Annotated in this window: 18 protein-coding genes; 13 read left to right on the top strand and 5 right to left on the bottom strand. The window is 74.0% G+C overall.

Annotated elements, in window-relative coordinates:
- Positions 1–1,671 precede the first annotated feature (1,671 nt).
- On the bottom strand, positions 1,672–2,298 hold the full coding sequence (locus DEF28_RS19380) for a transposase (protein WP_114446191.1): 627 nt from the start codon (positions 2,296–2,298) through the stop codon (positions 1,672–1,674).
- Positions 2,299–3,109: 811 nt separating this feature from the next.
- On the opposite strand from DEF28_RS19380, the gene DEF28_RS19375 reads away from it, so the two are divergent.
- Positions 3,110–4,012 (top strand): SGNH/GDSL hydrolase family protein, encoded by a 903-nt coding sequence (locus DEF28_RS19375; protein ID WP_233515410.1) that lies wholly within the window; start codon positions 3,110–3,112, stop codon positions 4,010–4,012.
- Between the two features lie 419 nt (positions 4,013–4,431).
- Here the strand turns inward: DEF28_RS19375 and DEF28_RS19370 are convergent, their stop codons facing one another.
- Positions 4,432–5,049: a class I SAM-dependent methyltransferase gene (locus DEF28_RS19370; RefSeq protein WP_114400550.1), complete on the bottom strand. Its 618-nt coding sequence runs from the start codon at positions 5,047–5,049 to the stop codon at positions 4,432–4,434.
- A 149-nt stretch (positions 5,050–5,198) separates the two neighbouring features.
- On the opposite strand from DEF28_RS19370, the gene DEF28_RS19365 reads away from it, so the two are divergent.
- From DEF28_RS19365 to ccsB, 11 genes are all read left to right on the top strand, one after another.
- Positions 5,199–6,131, top strand: a complete 933-nt coding sequence (locus DEF28_RS19365; protein WP_114400548.1) for a sugar phosphate isomerase/epimerase family protein — start codon at positions 5,199–5,201, stop codon at positions 6,129–6,131.
- Positions 6,132–6,142: 11 nt separating this feature from the next.
- Positions 6,143–6,760, top strand: coding sequence for a TetR/AcrR family transcriptional regulator (locus tag DEF28_RS19360; protein WP_114400547.1), 618 nt, complete (start codon positions 6,143–6,145; stop codon positions 6,758–6,760).
- 20 nt (positions 6,761–6,780) lie between these two features.
- A complete protein-coding gene (locus tag DEF28_RS19355; protein ID WP_114400546.1) occupies positions 6,781–7,611 on the top strand; it encodes a proline dehydrogenase in 831 nt (276 codons plus the stop codon).
- A 233-nt stretch (positions 7,612–7,844) separates the two neighbouring features.
- Complete coding sequence (gene proC, locus DEF28_RS19350; RefSeq protein WP_114400545.1) at positions 7,845–8,636, top strand: pyrroline-5-carboxylate reductase; 792 nt, start codon at positions 7,845–7,847, stop codon at positions 8,634–8,636.
- 210 nt (positions 8,637–8,846) lie between these two features.
- Entirely contained in the window at positions 8,847–10,025 is a 1,179-nt protein-coding gene (locus DEF28_RS19345; RefSeq protein WP_114400172.1) for an acetoin utilization protein AcuC, read from the top strand.
- Between the two features lie 125 nt (positions 10,026–10,150).
- Positions 10,151–10,948: a phosphatase gene (locus DEF28_RS19340; RefSeq protein WP_114400173.1), complete on the top strand. Its 798-nt coding sequence runs from the start codon at positions 10,151–10,153 to the stop codon at positions 10,946–10,948.
- A gap of 258 nt (positions 10,949–11,206) precedes the next feature.
- Entirely contained in the window at positions 11,207–11,410 is a 204-nt protein-coding gene (locus DEF28_RS19335; RefSeq protein ID WP_114400174.1) for a helix-turn-helix domain-containing protein, read from the top strand.
- A 299-nt stretch (positions 11,411–11,709) separates the two neighbouring features.
- Positions 11,710–12,336 carry a TlpA family protein disulfide reductase gene (locus tag DEF28_RS19330; RefSeq protein ID WP_114400175.1) on the top strand — a complete coding sequence of 209 codons (627 nt, stop codon included), beginning with the start codon at positions 11,710–11,712 and terminating at the stop codon, positions 12,334–12,336.
- A complete protein-coding gene (locus tag DEF28_RS19325) occupies positions 12,333–13,136 on the top strand; it encodes a cytochrome c biogenesis CcdA family protein (protein WP_114400176.1) in 804 nt (267 codons plus the stop codon). The genes DEF28_RS19330 and DEF28_RS19325 overlap by 4 nt, the downstream gene beginning before the upstream one ends.
- A 2-nt stretch (positions 13,137–13,138) precedes the next feature.
- On the top strand, positions 13,139–14,749 hold the full coding sequence (gene resB / locus DEF28_RS19320) for a cytochrome c biogenesis protein ResB (protein WP_374058235.1): 1,611 nt from the start codon (positions 13,139–13,141) through the stop codon (positions 14,747–14,749).
- 3 nt (positions 14,750–14,752) lie between these two features.
- Positions 14,753–15,754, top strand: a complete 1,002-nt coding sequence (gene ccsB / locus DEF28_RS19315; RefSeq protein WP_233515409.1) for a c-type cytochrome biogenesis protein CcsB — start codon at positions 14,753–14,755, stop codon at positions 15,752–15,754.
- A 289-nt stretch (positions 15,755–16,043) separates the two neighbouring features.
- On the opposite strand, the gene DEF28_RS19310 is transcribed toward ccsB, so the two are convergent.
- Together DEF28_RS19310 and DEF28_RS19305 are read right to left on the bottom strand one after the other, a co-directional pair.
- Positions 16,044–16,388 carry a PLD nuclease N-terminal domain-containing protein gene (locus DEF28_RS19310; RefSeq protein ID WP_114400177.1) on the bottom strand — a complete coding sequence of 115 codons (345 nt, stop codon included), beginning with the start codon at positions 16,386–16,388 and terminating at the stop codon, positions 16,044–16,046.
- A gap of 89 nt (positions 16,389–16,477) precedes the next feature.
- A complete protein-coding gene (locus DEF28_RS19305) occupies positions 16,478–16,678 on the bottom strand; it encodes a BldC family transcriptional regulator (protein ID WP_181874428.1) in 201 nt (66 codons plus the stop codon).
- A 366-nt stretch (positions 16,679–17,044) separates the two neighbouring features.
- Between DEF28_RS19305 and DEF28_RS19300 the strand changes: the two genes are divergently transcribed.
- Entirely contained in the window at positions 17,045–17,386 is a 342-nt protein-coding gene (locus tag DEF28_RS19300; RefSeq protein ID WP_114400179.1) for a DUF4229 domain-containing protein, read from the top strand.
- A 16-nt stretch (positions 17,387–17,402) separates the two neighbouring features.
- Here DEF28_RS19300 and DEF28_RS19295 read toward each other — a convergent pair whose 3' ends face one another.
- Positions 17,403–18,686 (bottom strand): delta-60 repeat domain-containing protein, encoded by a 1,284-nt coding sequence (locus DEF28_RS19295; RefSeq protein ID WP_114400180.1) that lies wholly within the window; start codon positions 18,684–18,686, stop codon positions 17,403–17,405.
- Positions 18,687–18,754 lie beyond the last annotated feature (68 nt).

Raw genomic sequence — 18,754 nt, 5'->3', positions numbered from 1 at the left:
GAGGTCTCGTGGGCTCGGAGATGTGTATAAGAGACAGGGCCTCGCCCAGGTCGGCCACCCCGATGGTCTCGATGCCCTCGACCGGCTCCTCGCTGTACTCGGGGACGATGGCGGTGGTGAAGCCGAGCCGCTGCGCCTCGGACAGCCGCCGCTGCACCCCGCTCACGGCGCGGACGTCGCCGGCGAGGCCGACCTCGCCGATGGCCACCAACCCGCGGGGCAGGGCGAGGTCGGCGTTCGAGCTGGCCAGCGCCAGCGCGAGCGCGAGGTCCACCGACGGTTCGTGCAGCCGGACCCCGCCGACCGTGGAGGCGTAGACGTCGGAGGCCCCGATCCGCAGGTTGGCGCGGCGCTCCAGCACCGCCATGAGCATGGCGACGCGGGCGTTGTCGAGGCCGGAGGTGGCGCGCCGGGGCTGCGGCAGGGCGGTGGGCGCCACCAGCGCCTGCACCTCAGCGATCAGCGGGCGGCGCCCCTCGACGGTGACGGTCACGCAGGTGCCGGGCACGGGTTCGTTGCGGCGGGTGAGGAACAGCCCGCTGGGGTCGGGCAGCCCGATGATGCCGGAGTCGGTGAGCTCGAAGCAGCCGATCTCGTCGGTGGGGCCGTAGCGGTTCTTCACCGCGCGCAGCATGCGCAGCCGCGAGTGCCGGTCGCCCTCGAACTGGAGCACGACGTCGACCAGGTGCTCCAGCATGCGCGGACCGGCGATGGAGCCGTCCTTGGTGACGTGGCCGACCAGCACGGTGGCGATGCCCCGCTCCTTGGCCAGCCGGATGAGGGCGCCGGCGACCTCGCGCACCTGGGTGACGCCGCCGGGGACACCCGAGACCTCGGGCGCGCTCATGGTCTGCACCGAATCGACGATCAGCAGCTTGGGGGCGACCTCGTCGACATGGCTGACCAGCGACGCGATGGAGGTCTCGGCGGCGAGGTACAGCTTCGGCGCGAGTGCGCCCAGCCGTTCGGCCCGCAACCGGACCTGGCCGGCGGACTCCTCGCCGGTGACGTAGAGCACCGGCGCGCTGTCGGCGCACAGCGCCGCGACCTCCAGCAGCAGGGTGGACTTGCCCACGCCGGGCTCGCCGGCCAGCAGCAGCACGCCGCCGGGGACCACACCGCCGCCCAGCACCCGGTCCAGCTCGTCCAGGCCGGAGGGGACCGCGTGGGCGGCCTCGACGTCGATCTCGGCGATGGGCCGGGCCGGTGAGCTGACCTTCGCGGGGGCGATTCCGCCCGGCGCGGCCGCCCCGACCTCGTCGACCGTGCCCCACGCCTGGCACTCGCCGCAGCGGCCCACCCACTTCAGGGTGGTCCAGCCGCACTCGGTACAGCGGTACGTCGTCTTCGCAGCCTTGGCCATGCCAGCACGCTAGCGGCTGCCGGGGACAAGCGGGGGGTTGTCCACAGGCACGCCGCAGCGCACCTCCCGGTAACGCGGCCGCCGCCCGAGGGGACCAGGGAAGGCCGCGGTGGCCGCGGGCGGCCCCCGGCCGCTGGTGGCGGTCTTCCGAACCGGGGGCGTGGCGGAGGCAGCTGGGGCCGGGGTGGAGACCGGCCGCGCCGCCCACGCGGGTGCGCTCCTCGTCCGTCCGGACGGCGGCGACCCCGCGTTCGGTCCCGGCCACCCGGGGCGGTGGCCGGTGCGGCCAGGCACGCCAGCGGCGGGATCTAGGCAGTGCTTTTTTGAATGGGAGGGACGTGAATGGTTCCGTCGTCGACTGCGGCCCTCGTGCGGTACCCGGTCGCTGCCGCCCGGTTCTGTTTGCGCAGGTTGATGGAGTGTTCGACGGTGGTGCGGTCCCGGTGGGCGGCCCGGTCGAAGGCCGGGGGTCTTCCTCCTCGAGATCCGCGCCTGCGGTGGTTCCCGCGCTGGGCCAGGTGGATCTTGGTGGTCAGCCGCCTCGGGGGCCGGCTGGGTGCTTGGGATGCGTTTCTTTCGTGCTGGGCCGCGTCCCCTTTTCTCGCGGCCCCGGCGGCGTGGTGGTGGGGGCGGACCATGGTGGAGTCCGCGGAGATGTCGAGGTGTTCGTCGGTGGCGGTGTCGATGCGCAGCCGTTCGGTGATGCGGTTGCGAGTGCCTTCGAGGGGCCAGCGGCAGTGCCGTCCTGCGGCGGTTTCCCAGGGGCCGTACCGCTCGGGTAGGCCCCGCCAGGGGGTGCCGGTGCGGGTGCGGAACAGGATGGCGTTGCTGACGCGCCGGTGGTCGGCCCACCGCTTGCCCTTGCGGGGATGGGCGGGCATGAGCGGGGCGGGCAGGTCCCACTCGGGGTCGGTGGGTTCCTGGCCTCGGACCACGTCGGCACGCGGTTCCAGAGCACCGGCTCACCCCGCAGACCTTTCGAGAAACAGGACAGGACCTAACGGGGCGCCCCGGGCTCCGGGGCAGGTGCTCGGCCGCCCGGCCCGCGATGACGGGTCCGGGCCGGCGATGACGGTGTCTCCCGGTCGTCGTCGGCGGCGTCGTCGGCGGTGGGAGGGGCGCGGAACCGAGCGGGCTCGCGATGCCGCGCCGCGCGCACCGCCGGAGGCCCCGGGCGCGCGCCTGCCAGCGGATACCGGTTCAGTGCGACGGCGTGCGGGTGCCGGGGTGCGCACCGCCGCGAGGCGGGGCCCGCGGTGCCATGCCGCCCCCGCTGCCGGAACGGCAGCGGGGCCCTCCCGCAGCGAGGTCGGCCGCTCGGTGGCGGACTCAGCCGGCGCCGGCTGGGGCGTGGGGCACCGGCACCCGTGGAGGGCGTTGGCGGGGACGGCGCTCCGACCCGGCCCGGTGGCGCGGTTCCGGTGACGGGGGCACCGGCATCGCCCGGGCGCCGCGGCGGCTCGTGCACGGGCCGCTGCGCCTCGGCAGCGGCGTCCGGCGCGCACGGACCGCAGTCGGTCGCCGGCCGGAGTGCCGCCCGCCTGCCGCGCGCCGCCACGCCGAACAGGGGGGATGTCCAAAAGCCGTGGACGCGGGTGCATGGCCGCGATTACGCTGAGTATCGTTACCGATGCGTCAAGTGTCTGCTCGCTGGTTGACCGCTACCGGCCTCCGCATTGCCTTGCCCCACCCGCCAGGGTGACCTTCGTCCCACCGGTCCGTCCCGCACTCCCCCAGGAGGAACGCGTGCCGCTTCTCACCGCCTGCCGTGCCGCCCTCGCCACCGCCCTCGGGCTTGCCGGCGCGCTCGCCCTCACCTCCGCCCCGGCCCAGGCGGCCGGTCTGGCCGACCGCTACGTGGCGCTCGGCGACTCCTTCACCGCCGGCCCCCTGATCCCGGGCCAGTACGGCAGCCCCGTGTTCTGCCTGCGCTCCCGGCAGAACTACCCCAACCTGGTCGCCAGCGCCCTCGGCGCCGACGAGTTCGTCGACGCGAGCTGCTCGGGTGCGACCACCGAGCACATGACCACCTCGCAGTCCCTCGCGCTGGGAACCCGCAACGCCCCGCAGTTCGATTCGCTCACCCCCGACACCACGCTGGTGACCGTGGGCATCGGCGGCAACGACCTCGGCTACGGCGAGATCCTGGTCAAGTGCGCGGCCCTCAGCGCCACCAACCCCATCGGTGACCCGTGCCGCCGCCACTACACCGACGCCGACGGCGGCGACCAGCTCGCCGAGCGGCTCGACGAGACCGCCGGCAAGGTCGCCGACGTCCTCGCCGGTATCCGGGAGCGCAGCCCGAACGCCACCGTGGTGGTGGTCGGCTACCTCCAGGTCCTGCCCGAGCGCACCGGGTGCTGGCCGACCGTCCCGGTCGCGCGGCAGGACGTGCCCTACATCGACCGCACGCAGACCCGGCTCAACGAGGTGCTGGCCAAGGCGGCCGCCGACGCCGGCGCCGTCTACGTCGACGTCCTGGAGCGGGGCCACGACATGTGCGCGGCCAGCGGCTCCAAGTGGGTCGAGGGGATCTTCCCGACGCAGCCGGCCGCGCCGGTGCACCCGAACGCCGCGGGCATGGCGGCCGTCGGTGACCGCGTGGTCGCGGCTCTCGGCGCCGGCACCGGTCAGCGGCAGGAGATCTGAGGCCACCGGGCCCCTCGGGAACGTGCGGCGGTCGGTGATCCGCCGGACCCCCGTCACCCGGGCCCCCGCCGGCGGCCCGGAGCCCACCGCGGGTTCCGGGCCGCGGAGCGGGGACGGGTTCGCGGGGCCGCTCCGGCGGCGGGAGCGGCCCGCGAGGCCGTCACCCAGGCGGAGCGCACGCCGATCTCCCGCGCCACCGCGGAGGAGGCACCGCGGTGGCACGCCGGGACCGCGGCCGTACTGTGCGGCATCGCGGAGTACCCGCGCGCCGCTCCGGGTGGCGGCGCCCGGGCGGCCTGCCGGGCGCGGGCGTCCGGCGGGGGCGAGGCCCCCGCGGCCGCGACCGGAGCCCGCGGCGCGTTCGCCTTCCCGCCGCCGGGACGGTCCGCCGAGCCGCCGCCTGCGCGCCGGCGGCGCGGTCAGTACTCCCGCCACCAGAGGTTGACCGCGTAGTCGACCTCCAGGCCGGTGTGCTCCGCGGCGATCTCCGCGGCCAGTGCCGCCGGGAACTCGATCCGCAGCACCGCCTCGAAGTCGGCGCGCCGCCGGAACAGCCACCGCATGGTCAGCGGCTCCCGGTGGAAGCCCTGTGCCGCCCAGAACCGCTCGACCGCGTCGGGGTCGTAGCGCGGCAGGAAGCGGCGGAACCAGCCGCCGAACGTGGAACGTGTCGCGTCGTTGTCGATGACGAAGGCGACCCCGCCGCGCCGCAGTACCCGCCGCAGCTCGGCCAGCCCCGGCTCGCAGCCGGGTCCGAAGAAGTACGCCCACCGGGCGTGCGCGACCTCGACGGACGCCTCCGGCAGCGGCAGCCGCTGGGCCACCCCTTGGCGGACCGCGACGTTGCCGAGCCCGCGGGTGCGCGCGCGGGCCGCCGCGGCGAGCCGGGCGTGCGGCTCGACCCCGGTGACCCGGGCCGCCCGGGCGGCGAACCCCGGAAGGTGGAACCCCGTGCCGCATCCGACGTCGAGCACGTGGGCGCCGTCCCAGTCGCGGACGCGGCGCATCGCGGCCTCGATGACGCCTTCGGGGTCCACGGCGGTGTTCTCCAGCTCGTAGACCTGCGGTGACCGCCAGATGTTCGGGCTCGGAATCGCCCCCGCCAGCGCTGTGTTCACCTCGGTGAGAATAGCGATGTCGGCACTGTGCGAACCAATTCGCACCCATAGCGCATAGGGTTGATGGAGTGAGCGCAATCCAGGTCCCAGACGCGCCCGTCGTCCTCTCGACGGCGTCGGTTTACCCGGAGAAGACCCCCGCGGCCTTCGAGATCGCCGCGAAGCTCGGCTACGACGGGGTCGAGGTCATCGTCTCGACCGACCCGGTCAGTCAGGACGCCGACATGCTGCGCCGGCTGTCCGACTACCACCAGATCCCCATCCTCGCGGTGCACTCGCCGTGCCTGATCTTCACCCAGCTCGTGTGGGGGCGCGACCCGTGGGAGAAGCTGGTGCGCTCCAAGGACCTGGCGGAGGCCCTCGGCGCCCGCACCATCGTGGTGCACCCGGCGTTCCGCTGGCAGCGCGACTACGCGCGGGAGTTCGAGACCGGCATCGAGCGCATGCGCGACGAGACCGACGTCGTGTTCGCGGTCGAGAACATGTACCCGGTGCACATGCGCGGGAGGACGGTGGTCCCCTACTCGCCGAGCTGGAACCCGCTCGACCGCGACTACCCCGACGTCACCCTCGACCTCTCCCACACCGCCATGTCCCGCTCCGACGCCATGGACATGGCCAAGCGCCTGGGCGAGCGGCTCTCCCACGTGCACCTGGCCGACGGCGTCGGCGGGCAGAACTTCGACGAGCACCTGATCCCCGGCCGCGGCGGGCAGCCGTGCGCCGAACTCCTGGAGCACCTGGCCGGAACCGGGTACGACCGCCAGATCGTGCTGGAGGTCAACACCCGCAAGGCCGCCGACCGGGAGGCCCGGCAGCTGGACCTCGCCGAGGCGCTCGCCTTCACCCGCCTGCACTTCGCGGGTGCCCACCGCGGTGAGCCGGGCGGGGCCGGCCGCACCGACCGCCGCGAGCGCATCGCCATGCGCCGCCGCCCGGACGACGAGCGTCCGCGGGTCTTCGCGGTGGGAGCGGACGGCACCGTCGAGGACGAGGACTGAGCGGGGCGCCGGTGGCACGCGGACGGCGGCCAGGCTCTTCGGGGACCAGGGAGGCGATCCTGGCGGCGGCCCGGGACCAGTTCGGCGAGAAGGGCTACGACGGGGCCACCATCCGCGGTATCGCCCGGCAGGCCGGCGTCGACCCGGCCCTGGTGCACCACTACTTCGGCGCCAAGGACCAGGTCTTCGTCGCCGCCATGGACCTGCCCTACGACCCGGCCGACCTGCTCCGCTCGATCATCGCCGAGAGTACGGACGACCCCGCGCGGGCCGAGAACGCGATCCGGTCGCTGCTGGAGGCGTGGGAGCGGCCCGACGGGCGGACCACGATGCTGGCGCTGGTGCGTTCGGCCGTCAGCAACGACCGCGCCGCGGCGATGATCCGCGGATTCCTCACCGACGCCATCGCCCACCGGGCCGTCGGGCCGGCCGGCGTCACGCCGATCCAGGCGGGCCTGATCGCCTCCCAGCTCATCGGGCTCCTCGTGCTGCGCTACGTGATCGCCATCGAGCCGATCGCCTCGGCGACGCACGACGACATCGTCGCTTACTACGCACCCGCGCTGCGCGCCGTCCTGGAGTCGGCCGGGGGACGCCTGGCGGGCAGCGCGTCGGACCCGGTCAGGTGAGGGGCGCGAGGGCGGCCCTGGTGACGGCGTCCGCCGGGCGGTCCACCACGGGCGCGGAAGCCGCCGCGGCGGTGCGCGGAGCACGGGCGCTCGCGGAGCGGGGGCTCTCCAGTTCGCTGCAGCACGCCGCGGCGGCGGCCACCCATCCCGAGCAGGCCGAGGAAGGCACCCGGAGTGCGATCGACCTGCTGCACCGCCTCGCCGACCTCGGGCTGGCGGGGTGGGCCGACCTCATCGTCCGGCCGCGCGCGCTCGGCCTCGGCCTCGGCCTCGGCCTCGGCGCCGAGGGCGCCGCACTGGCCGCCGACAACCTGGCCCGGATCTGCGCCGCCGCCCGTGAGAGCGGCACACGGGTCACCACCGATGCCGAGGACGCGGCGGCAGCACCCGCCGCGGCCCGCCTGGTGGCCGGGCTCCGCGCCGCCTACCCCGCACTCGGCCGCACGCTGCCGGCGGACCCGGACCGCTGGGCCGCGGACCCGCGGATCCCCGGGCCATCCGGCCGCGAGCCGGGCCGCTCCACCGCGGAGCCGCTGGCGGCACCCGGCGCCCGCTACCGGCTGCGCGGGGCCGACCACGCCCCCGGCCTGGCAGCGGCCCACGCCGGCCGCCGTGCCGCGGACCTCGGCTTCGTCCGGGCGCTGCGCACGCTCATGCCCGGTCCGGACCGCCTCGTGGTGGCCACCGGCGATCCGCGGCTGCTGGAGATCGCCGGCGCCCTCGCGGCGGTGAGCCGGCGCCCGGCGGAGAGCGTCGAGTACGAGCTGCCCCGCAGGGTGCGGTCCGGCGACCTGCGGCGGCTCCGGGCGGCGGGCGCCCGAGTGCGGATCCGGTTCGCGGTCCGCGCCTGACGCGGGCGCCCGAGACGCCCCGCGCCGGCCGCCGTCGCCCCGCACGGGCCGAGAGGCGGCAGCGGGAGCCGGGGAGCCGGCGAAGCGCGCCCGCCGCGCGCCGCGGCCGCCCGGGGCCAGCGCTGCACCACGCCCGGCCGGGCCGGGCGGCAGCGGAAGCGGGCGTGGGCGGGTCCGGCGGCCCGCTACCGTGGTGAGCAGCGTGAACAGCGGGCACAGCGGGAGAGGGAGTCATGATCGCGATCATCGGGGCCGGCAGGATGGGCGAGGCGCTGCTGGCGGGCCTGCTCCGACAGGGCCGCAGCCCCAGTGAGGTGCTGGTCACCGAGCCCCGCGCGCCGCACGCCGCCGAGCTGCGTCAGCGCTACGGCGTCGACGTGGTGGGCGCCGCCGACGCTGTCGCCCGCGCCGACACGGTGCTGCTCGCGATCAAGCCGCAGGACATGCTCGCGCTGCTGGACGACCTCGCGCCGTCGCTGGCCGCCGACCGCCTGGTGATCTCCGTCGCGGCGGGCGTCACCACCGCCGTCATCGAGAAGTGCCTGCCCGGCGACGTCGCCGTGGTGCGGGCCATGCCCAACGCCCCCGCGCTGGTCGGCGCCGGCATGACCGCGATCGCGGGCGGCCGGCACGCCGCCGAGGAGCACCTGGACCGCGCGGAAGAGCTGCTGAGCTCGGTCGGCGAGGTGGCGCGGGTCCCCGAGCGGCACCTGGACGCCGTCACGGCGCTGTCCGGCAGCGGGCCCGCCTACTTCTACTACGTGGTGGAGTCGCTGGTGGACGCCGGCGTGCTGCTCGGCCTACCGCGTGAGACCGCGCACCGGCTGGCCGTCCAGACGGCCACCGGCGCGGCCGCCATGCTGCGCGACGGCGAGCACCCCGTCCTGCTGCGGGAGGCCGTCACCTCCCCCGGCGGCACGACGGCCGCGGCCGTACGCGAACTCGACCGCCACGGCGTCCGCGCCGCCCTGACCGACGCGGTGCAGGCCGCCCACGACCGCAGCCGGCAACTCGCCGACGGGTGAGCCCCGCCGGTCCGCGCCGGGACCGGGGGGCGGCCGCCCAACCGGACGGCAGCCGCCAGGCCGGCGGCGCCCGGGTCCGGGGATTCCGTGCGGCCCGCCCGTGCCCCGCCCGCCAGCCGCCGTCCGGCCGACCACCGGCGGCCGACCATTCACCTGCCGCGGCGGCTACTGTGTGCGGGAGACCGCGTCGTCGTCAGCCGGGAGGGGCGTATGGGCTGCTCGCTTCGAGTGGCATGGGATGAGGAGCTGACCTCCTACAACTTCGGGCCGCAGCATCCGCTCGCGCCGGTCCGGGTGGAGCTCACCATGGCGCTCTCCCGGGAACTGGGCGTGTTCGACGCGCCCAACGTCGCCTTCACCGGGGTGGAGCCCGCGAGCGACGACCTGCTGCGGCTGGTCCACGATCCCGGCTACATCGAGGCGGTCAAGCGGGCGGGGACCAGCCTGGAACCCGATGACTCCTACTCGCTCGGGACGTCCGACAACCCGGTGTTCCCCCGGATGCACGAGGCGGCGGCGCTGATCTCCGGGGCGTCGGTCGCGGCGGCGCGCGCCGTGTGGAACGGGGAGTCCGAGCACGCGGTCAACATCGCGGGTGGGCTGCACCACGCCATGCCGGGGCACGCCTGGGGGTTCTGCGTGTACAACGACGCGGCCCTGGCGATCGCCTGGCTGCTGGAGCAGGGCGCCAAGCGCGTGGCCTACGTGGACGTCGACGTGCACCACGGCGACGGCGTGCAGACCATGTTCTACGACGACCCGCGGGTGCTGACGATCAGCCTGCACGAGTCGCCGCTGACCCTGTTCCCCGGCACCGGGCGGGCCGACGAGGTCGGCGGGCCGCACGCCGAGGGGTACGCGGTGAACGTGGCCCTCCCCGCGGGCACCAACGACCCGATGTGGCTGCGGGCCTTCCACGCGGTGGTGCCGCCGCTGCTGCGCGAGTTCCAGCCCGAGGTGCTGGTCACCCAGCACGGGTGCGACACGCACGCGCTCGACCCCCTCGCCAACCTCACGATGAGCGTGGACGGCCAGCGCAGCGCCTACCAGGCGCTGCACCAGCTCGCCAAGGAGACCGCGGCCGGCCGGTGGGTGGTGCTCGGCGGCGGCGGCTACGAGCTGGTCCAGGTGGTGCCGCGCGCCTGGACGCACCTGCTGTCCGAGGTCGCGGGCACGCCCCTCGACCCGGAACTGGACACCCCGGCGGCCTGGCGGAACCTGGTCCGGGAGCGGACCGGCGACCTCGCGCCGCTGCGGATGACCGACGGGCGCCGGCCGGAGTACACGCCCTTCGAGGACGGGTTCGACCCCGATGACCCGGTCGACCGCGCCATCCAGGCCACCCGCACGGCGGTCTTCCCCTGCCACGGGATCGATCCGAACCTCTGACCGCGCCGGGGACCGCCGAGGAGCTGACCGGAACCTGACGTCCGGGTGAACCGGGTATGGCCATGCGCGATGGTGTGTGATGCCATGGAACGTCCGGTTTGTCAGCCCAGAAGGGGGAACCACCGGTGACGCCGCCCTCCCGCGCGGAACTCGTTGAGCACCTGGTACGCACCGGAATCGCCGGCCAGGTGAACACGCCCCGTCAGAACAACCTCAAGCACTACCGCCGCCTCGTGGACGGCGACGAGTACTACCAGTTCGGGCTCACCTTCGCGCAGGACTGGTCGTTCGACGACGTCCTCGCGCTGATGTCCAAGCGCTGCGGCGTGGTCGCCGACCCCGGCTACGAGTGGGGGATCGACACCATCGATCCGGACCGCACCGCCGACGCGCTGGAGGCGGTGGCGGACCGGCTGGCCGAGGCCGCCGCCGGGCGGGAGCGCGTGCTGTTCGCCACCGGGCACCCGCGCAACCTGCTGGAGACCTACCAGCGGTGGGGAGCGGCCCTCGCCGAGCGCGGCTGCGCCGTGGTGACGGCGGCCGAGGGGCACACCTACGAGGTCGAGAGCGAGTACCCGCCGAGCCGGAGGGTACTCGTCTGGCGGGACGGGGTCGGCATGGTGACCGACGGCGTGGACTCGCGGCACAGCCACCATCCGTTCGCGATGCGGGCGGTGCTCGCGGAGCTCCGGGAGGCCGGGGAGGCGTGGCCGCAGTTGGTCATCGCCGATCACGGCTTCGCGGGCGCGGCGGGCGAAGCGGGAATTCCAACCCTGGGCTTCGCCGACAGCAACGACCCGGCGCTGTTCCTGGCGGAGCACGAGGGGAAGCTGCACGCCACCGTGCCCCTGGACGACGGCTACACCACCGACGACTACCGGCCGCTGGCCGACTACGTGCTGGACCGGGCCGGACTCACGTGAGCGAGCGCCCGTATATACCCACCCCCTAAACCTCACATGACCCGCCTCCCTCATGTAGCTGCAGAGACAGCAAAAACGGCCTTTCAATGCTCTGCACCCGGATTTACGCTGAAACCGGACGTGTCAGCAGCTACCGAGTGACACACCAGCGCGGTGGCGGACGTGCCGGCCGGGCGCGCCCCGGCCGCGCGGGTCCAGCGCGATGGCCGACAGGGCAGGGACGAATACGTTCACGTCCGGAAATGAGGGCGGCGGAAGATGAGCGGCAGCAAGGCTCCTCTGGACGAGGTCAGGTTTCTGACGGTGGCCGAGGTCGCGACGATCATGCGGGTCTCCAAGATGACGGTCTACCGAATGGTCCACTCGGGAGTTCTCCCCGCGATCCGCGTGGGGCGTTCCTACCGGGTGCCGGAACGCGCCGTTCACGACTACCTCCGCGAGGCGTTCGTGGAGGCCGGCTGAGCAGCGGGAGCGTCATCCACGGGGCGGTGTGAGCCGGTCCGTCCATCGCCCTCCGGGTGCCGGTGCCCGCTCCGGGAGCGGTCCTCCCCACCGTGGAGCGGCGTACCCGCCGCCGCGCGGGCCGCGGCGGCGCATGCCACGTGGCGGCGGACGGCCCCACCGCTCAGAGGGCGGGGGCCAGCGGCGCGGCGCGGGTCGTCTACTACACTGTGTCGTTGATGACCGTGCCCACAGGTCCCCGGGGCTGCCCGGCGGCCTGACGGTCGGCCCCGCACGCCGCCGCCCGAAGGTTGCCCACGATGCCCCGTTCCGTCCCCGGCGCCCGACCGCGCACCCCGCTGCTGCGCGCCGCGGCCGTTCTCGTGACCGCCGCCGCCCTCGCCGGTTGCGCGGGCGGCGTCGACCAGGGAACCGGAGATGCCGACAACCGCTACGTCGAGGGCGACGGCTCGTCGACCGCCTTCGCCGTCGACGAACGCCAGGAGGCGCCCGAGGTCGCCGGGGAGACGCTGGAGGGCGAGCCCGTCAGCCTGGCGGACTACCGCGGCGACGTCCTCGTCCTCAACTTCTGGGCGAGCTGGTGCGCGCCGTGCCGGGCCGAGACGCCCGTCCTGGAGCAGGTGTACGAGGAGCACCGCGAGGCGGGCCTGGAGTTCCTCGGCGTCAACATCAAGGACAACCTGACCGCCGCCCAGGCCTTCGAGCGCAACAACGAGGTCAGCTACCCCAGCCTCTACGACCAGCCCGGCCAGGTCTCGCAGGCCTTCCGCGACACCGTCCCGCCGCAGTCCATCCCGAGCACGCTGGTCATCGACCGGGAGGGCCGCATCGCCGCCCGCGTCATCGGCGCCACCAACTACAACGGGCTGACCGAACTGGTCGAGCCGGTCCTCGCCGAGGACGGCGGGGACGCCGGTTCGCCATGATCGCCGAGACCATCGCCGCGGGCTCGCTGCTGCTCGCCGTCCCGCTCGCCCTCCTCGCGGGCCTGGTGTCCTTCCTGTCCCCGTGCGTGCTGCCGCTCGTGCCGGGCTACCTCTCCTACGTCACGGGGATGTCCGGTGCGGACATCGCCGCGCACCGCCGGGCCGCGCAGGCCGCCCCGGCCGGCGCCGGCGTGGCCACGGTGGACGACGTGCTGGCCACCCGCCGGTGGTCGATGCTGGCCGGCAGCCTGCTCTTCGTGGGCGGGTTCAGCCTGGTGTTCGTGTCGGTGGGCGTGTTCGTCGGCGGGCTCGGCGGGCTGCTCCTCGACTACGCCGACATCATCGCCCGCGTGCTCGGCCTGCTCACCATCCTGCTCGGCCTGGCCTTCATGGGCGTCATCCCCGGGTTCACCCGGGAGTTCCGCGTGCACCGGACGCCGGTCGCCGGCCTGGCCGGGGCGCCCATGCTCGGCGTGCTGTTCGGGCTGGGATGGACGCCGTGCATCGGCCCGACGCTGGCGGCCGTCCAGACGCTGGCGTTCACCGAGGGCAGCGCGGGCCGCGGGGCGCTGCTCTCACTGGCCTACTGCGCCGGGCTCGGCCTGCCGTTCGTGGCGGCGGCGCTCGCCTACCGCCGGGCGCTCGGCGCGTTCGGCTGGGTGAAGCGGCACTACCGCGCGGTCACGGTCGCGGGCGGCGCCATGCTCGTGCTCGTGGGCCTGCTCCTCGTGACCGGGCTCTGGACCGACATCACGGCCGTCCTCCAGGGCTGGACCGCCAACTTCCAGACGGTGATTTAGCAGTGACCCCACCTGACCAGACCGCCACCGACTCCGCACGCGACACCAGCGGGGCGGGCGCGCGGACCGCGACCACCCCTCCGGCGCTCTCACCGCTGGGCTGGGCCCGCTGGGCGTGGCGGATCCTCACGTCGATGCGCACCGCTCTCATCCTGCTGTTCCTGCTGGCGGTCGGCGCGATCCCCGGGTCCGTGCTCCCGCAGCACTCCGTGAGCACCGAGCAGGTGCAGAACTACTACCTGGAGAACCCGGACCTCGCGCCCTGGCTGGACAGGTTCTTCCTGTTCGACGTCTACTCCTCGCCGTGGTACGCGGCCATCTACCTGCTGCTCTTCATCTCGCTCACCGGCTGCGTGCTGCCCCGCGCGGCGGCCCACTACCGCGCCATGCGCGCCCAGCCGCCCCGGACGCCGCGCAACCTCGGCCGGCTGCCCTACTCGGCGACGTTCCGGACCGGCGCCGCTCCCGAGACGGTGCTGGCCGAGGCGCGCACCCTGCTCAAGGGCTACCGCACCGACACCGCGGACGACTCGGTCGCCGCGGAGCGGGGCTACCTGCGGGAGTCGGGCAACGTGCTGTTCCACCTCGCCCTGCTCGCGCTGCTGGTCTCGCTGGGCATCGGCTCCTTCCTCGGCTACCGGGGCAACATGCTGGTGGTCGAGGGCGACGGCTTCGCCAACACGCTGCCGTCCTACGACGCGTTCTATCCCGGCACCGCGGTGGACGCCTCCAGCCTGCAGCCGTTCTCGTTCACGGTGAACGACTTCGAGGCGTCCTTCATCGAGGAGGGATCGCTGAGCGGGCAGGCCGCCGCCTTCTCCGCCGACCTCTCCTACCGCGCCGCGCCGGACGCCGCGGAGGAGCGCCACACGCTGGAGGTCAACCACCCGCTGTCGGTGGACGGCGTGCAGGTGTACCTGCTCGGGCACGGCTACGCGCCGGAGTTCCAGGTGACCGACGCCGAGGGGAACGTGGTCTTCGACCAGGCCGTCCCGTTCCTGACCCGCGAGGAGGCCACCTTCACCTCCGACGGCGTGGTCAAGGTGCCTGACATCGCGCCCGAGCAGCTCGGCTTCATCGGCGTCTTCGTCCCCTCGGCGGCCCGCACGCCCGACGGCGCGCTCACCTCCGACTTCCCGGCGCCCCGCGACCCGGTGGTGACCCTCCAGGCGTACCGCGGCGACCTCGGGCTCGACAGCGGCGACCCCCAGTCCGTCTACCAGCTCTACACCGACCAGATGACGGAGATCGGGGCGTCGGAGGAGATGCGTCCGGGCGACTCCTGGGAGCTCCCGGACGGCGCCGGGACGATCACCTTCACCGGCTACCGCGACTACATCAGCATGCAGGTGAACAGCAACCCGGCCCGGCTGCCCGCGCTGGTGTCGGCGGCCGCGGCGGTGCTCGGCCTGCTGTGCACGCTGTTCGTGCGGCCGCGCCGCGTGTGGGTCCGTGCGCGGCCGGGTGAGGACGGGCGTACGGTGGTCGAGATCGGCGGGCTGGCCAAGACCGAGGGTGCGGGTCCGGCCGTCGAGTTCCACGAACTCAGCCTTCGGCTCAGGGACAAGCTGCGGGCGCGGCCCGCTTCCGACACAGGCACCGAGAAGGAGTAGCCGGTGGTGAACGTGCTCGCCGCGGAGGCGGCTGTGGACCAACGGATGGCCTCGATCAGCGACGTCCTGATCATCGCCATGATCGTGACCTACGCCGTCGCGCTGTTCCTCTTCGCGATCGAGGCGGCCTACGGACGGCGCCAGACGCTGCGGTCCAACCGCCTGGTCGCGGTCGGGGCCGGCGCGGCAGGCACCGACGACGGTGACGGCCTGACGGTGAACGTGCGCGCCGAGCAGCCCGAGACGAGCGCGGCGCGGCACGTGCTCGGCAACGTGGCACTCGGAGTGGCCGTGCTGGGCTTCGTGCTGAACGCCGGCCAGATCGCCACGCGCGGGATCGCCGCGGACCGGTGGCCATGGGGCAACATGTTCGAGTTCGTGGTCGCCATCTGCCTGTGCACCATGGGCGCGTTCCTGTACGCGGCGTTCCGCTACCGTGCGCGCTACCTCGGCACCTTCGTGCTGGTGCCGGTGCTGCTGCTGCTCGGGATCGCGGCCAAGTGGCTGTACACCGAGGCGGGGCCGGTCATCCCGGCACTGCACTCCTACTGGATCGCGATCCACGTCTCCGCCGCCATCATCGCCACCGGCGGCTTCCTGGTGTCGGGGTCGGCGGCCATCACCTACCTGCTGTCCCGGCACACCGAGGAGCGCCGGGCGCGCGGCGAGACGGTGACCGGGGTGGCCGCGAAGCTGCCCAGCTCCGAGCTGCTGGACCAGGTCTCGCACCGCTTCATCGTCCTGGCGTTCCCGCTGTGGACCTTCGGCATCATCGCCGGCGCGGTGTGGGCCGACGAGGCGTGGGGGCGCTTCTGGGGGTGGGACCCCAAGGAGGTGTGGTCGTTCATCACCTGGGTGGTGTACGCGGCCTACCTGCACGCGCGGGCCACGGCCGGCTGGCGCGGCCGCAAGGCCACGTGGATCGGCCTCGTCGGGTTCGCCTGCCTGCTCTTCAACTTCTTCGCGGTGAACTACCTGTTCAGCGGGCTGCACTCCTACGCCTGACACCCCGGGCCGCGACCGACGGCCCCTCTCCGGTCCGCCGGGGAGGGGCCGTTCGCGTTCTGTTGTCCAAAAGCCGGGCAGGCCCGGGGGAACGTGCGGCCCGCGGAGTGTCCGGTGGCGGCGGGCCGGACCGCCGACCGGACCGCCGACCGGGCCACCGGGCCGGGACCGGGCCTCCCGAGGGGCGGGCGGCCCCGCCGGGCGGTCGGGGGAAGACAGGAAACGGCCGGTTCGGCGGATACGGGGAAATGGGTCGGCCGGCGGCCATTCCGCAGCTCGTCGCCGCCGGCTATTCCTCGGGATTAATGCGCTTGTCGAGTCGGCGCAGGAACTCGGGGTCGTCGTCCGGGCCGAGAGGACGCGGGTGGCCCGAGGGGTGCTGGAGGTCGGGCTCCACGTCGTCGGCCGACGCCGCCATGGCCGGGTCGGGGGAAACCGCCGCGGCTGATGCACGGGGCCGGCCGAGGAACAGCCAGAGCAAGGGGCCGACCAGCATGAAGACCACGATGATGATCAGCCACAGGATCTTCGGCAGGTTGCGGACGTCCTCGGCGGGACTGGTGAGCGCGTCGAAGAACGCGTACACCCAGAGCACGATAGAGATCAGCGTGATAAGCGCACCGAGCCACACCATGCGACCAGCCTATCCGCTACGGCCGACGCGGCGATCGACGTCGGCCGACACGCGCCGCGCGGGTCGCCGCGCCGCCTGTCCGCATCCGGTCACCGCGTGGGTTCGCTGGTCTCCCCGTGCAGTAGTGCGCGGACCTCCGATTCGCGGAACCTGCGGTGTCCGCCGGGTGTTCGGATGCTGCTGATCCGGCCCGAAGCGGCCCAGCGGGTCACGGTCTTGGGATCGACCCTGAAGAGGGAGGCAACCTCTCCGGGGGTCAGCAAGCGTTCGCTTCCTCGTTCCACCTTCACAATCCCCCTTCGGGCCCGCCATGGAAAAGAGGCGGGCGTTTGGTCCCCTAGTGTGCACGAGTTAGTCCGTTTCCTCCCTAGTTTTCGTAAAAATTGCCCGGAGGGTCGGCGACTGAGTCCAATGTGATCGGAACGTAATCAACAAATCGGCCGCCCGGATAACGCGTTGTCCGATGGCCGGGGGCGCCGTCGCCGCACCATCCCGCGGGGAACGCCGGGCCGGTGCGGCCGTACCGGGTCCGCCCCGTACCCTGGGACGAGGGGAGGTTACGACGCCGCTACCCGCGGGAGACCCCGAACGAACGCGTCGGCCGCCTCCCGCAGGACCAATCTAGTTCGCCGAGTCGTCCGTTGTGAGGCAGTTTCATGCGCAGCGTCATCGCCTACACCGCGTCCCGCCTGCTCCTGTTCGCGGTGGCGTTCGGCGTGCTGTATCTTCTCGGCGCTCGCGGTTTCCTCGCCATCGCCCTGGCGTTCCTGGTCAGCGGCATGATCAGTTACGTGCTGCTGTCCCGGCAGCGCGACGCGATGTCGGCGGCGGTCGCCGCGGGGCTGGCCCGGATGCGCGCGGTGGGCTCCCGGATCGACGAGGCGTCCGGCAAGGAGGACCACCTCCAGGAGGCGTCGGACGAGCCCCGGACCGCCGAGGACGGCGGCGCCGCGGAGGCGCGGCCCGGCGGCGGCCCCGGACGGGCCGACCGGTCCTGAGCCGCGCGCGGGGGCGTCAGTCCGCGAGCGGGAACATGCCGAGCCGGCCGCGGTACTCGCCGGCCAGGTCCTCGGTGTCGCTGCCGACGTAGAGGCCGTCGGAGGTCGCCGTGAGCGCCTCGACCCCGACTCCCCGGGTGCGGCCCGGGTTCCACGGCAGCGCCCGGCCGGTCACCGGATGGACCGCCCCGATCCCGCGCCGCTGGACCGCGCCCGGCCCCTGCACCTTGTGGCCGTTCTCGTTGTCCATCCAGCGCTGGTGGCCGCCGACGTAGACGGCCGCGCCGGTCACCTCCACGGAGTACACCGAGTCTCCGCCGGTGTGGTTCGCCCACGTCGGGCGGGCACCCGGGCGGTCGACGGCCTCCCAGCGGCTCGCGCTCTTGCACAGCCCGGGCGTGTCGTCGGGTCCGCCGGTGGTCACCACCACGAAGTAGGAACCGTCGGGCGCGAAGTCCATCTGGCGCAGGTAGGTGTTCATCTTGGGGTGGTCGCACGGCTCGGTGAAGGCCTCCGTGGACCAGGGGGACAGCCGCGCCGCCGGGCCCGAGGTGTCGACCATGGCGATCTGGTAGCGCCGCCGGCCGTCCGCGACGGTGAAGGTGCCGTTGACGACCAGCCGGCGGCCGTCGGGGCTGAGCGCCAGCTCCTGGACCCGCAGGGCGCCCGACCTCGGCTCGGCCAGCGTGATGGCGAAGGCCGGGTCGACCGCGCCGGTGCGGCCGTCCAGCCGGGCCAGACCGGTCCGGGCCTCCCCGTTGACGGAGGAGAACGAGCCGCCGACGTAGAGCCGGCCGCCGTGCTCGGCGAGCCGGCCGGCCCAGCCGCCGTCCAGGGTGGCGGCGAACCCGGGGGAGCGCGTCCCGTCCGCGACCGACAGCCGCGCGACGCCGGACTGCGGCTCGCCGTTGACCGAACCGAACCGGCCCCCGACGTAGACGGTGCCGTCCGGCCCGGGGACCAGCGACAGCACCTCGCCGTCGACGCGCGGGGCGAATCCGGCGCGGATCCGGCCGGTGCCGCGCTCGAAGGCGAAGAGGTTGCCGCGCTTCAGGGCGGCCCCCCGGTCCGGGCCGGCCACCTCGGTGAAGTCGCCGCCGACCACCACCGTGTCCCCGACCTCGGCCACCGCCTTCACGCTGCCGTCCAGGACGTGCGGGGTCCACGCGGCCGGCCGGTCGCTCACCACGGAGCCGTGCCGGGCGCCGGCCAGTGCGGGAGCGGCGGCCGGTACCGCGCTGACGACGGGCAGCGCGAGGAGGCTGAGGAGGGCGGCCAGGACACGGCGGGTGCGGGGCACGGGCGTTCTCCAGTGGTGCGTGCGGCGGAATCGGGGACGGAGCCGGGGGCACGGCGGGGATCCGGAGC

The sequence above is a fragment of the Marinitenerispora sediminis genome (genome assembly GCF_003336425.1).
In the GTDB taxonomy this organism is placed as follows: domain Bacteria; phylum Actinomycetota; class Actinomycetes; order Streptosporangiales; family Streptosporangiaceae; genus Marinitenerispora; species Marinitenerispora sediminis.
This window is presented reverse-complemented; position numbering and strand designations above follow the sequence as displayed.

Excerpts from the sequence above, each read along its gene's own strand:
- proC (WP_114400545.1), top strand. The coding sequence starts at position 7,845 with ATGATCGCGATCATCGGGGCCGGCAGGATGGGCGAGGCGCTGCTGGCG.
- DEF28_RS19345 (WP_114400172.1), top strand. The coding sequence starts at position 8,847 with ATGGGCTGCTCGCTTCGAGTGGCATGGGATGAGGAGCTGACCTCCTAC.
- DEF28_RS19335 (WP_114400174.1), top strand. The coding sequence starts at position 11,207 with ATGAGCGGCAGCAAGGCTCCTCTGGACGAGGTCAGGTTTCTGACGGTG.
- DEF28_RS19330 (WP_114400175.1), top strand. The coding sequence starts at position 11,710 with ATGCCCCGTTCCGTCCCCGGCGCCCGACCGCGCACCCCGCTGCTGCGC.
- DEF28_RS19325 (WP_114400176.1), top strand. The coding sequence starts at position 12,333 with ATGATCGCCGAGACCATCGCCGCGGGCTCGCTGCTGCTCGCCGTCCCG.
- DEF28_RS19310 (WP_114400177.1), bottom strand. The coding sequence starts at position 16,388 with ATGGTGTGGCTCGGTGCGCTTATCACGCTGATCTCTATCGTGCTCTGG.
- DEF28_RS19300 (WP_114400179.1), top strand. The coding sequence starts at position 17,045 with ATGCGCAGCGTCATCGCCTACACCGCGTCCCGCCTGCTCCTGTTCGCG.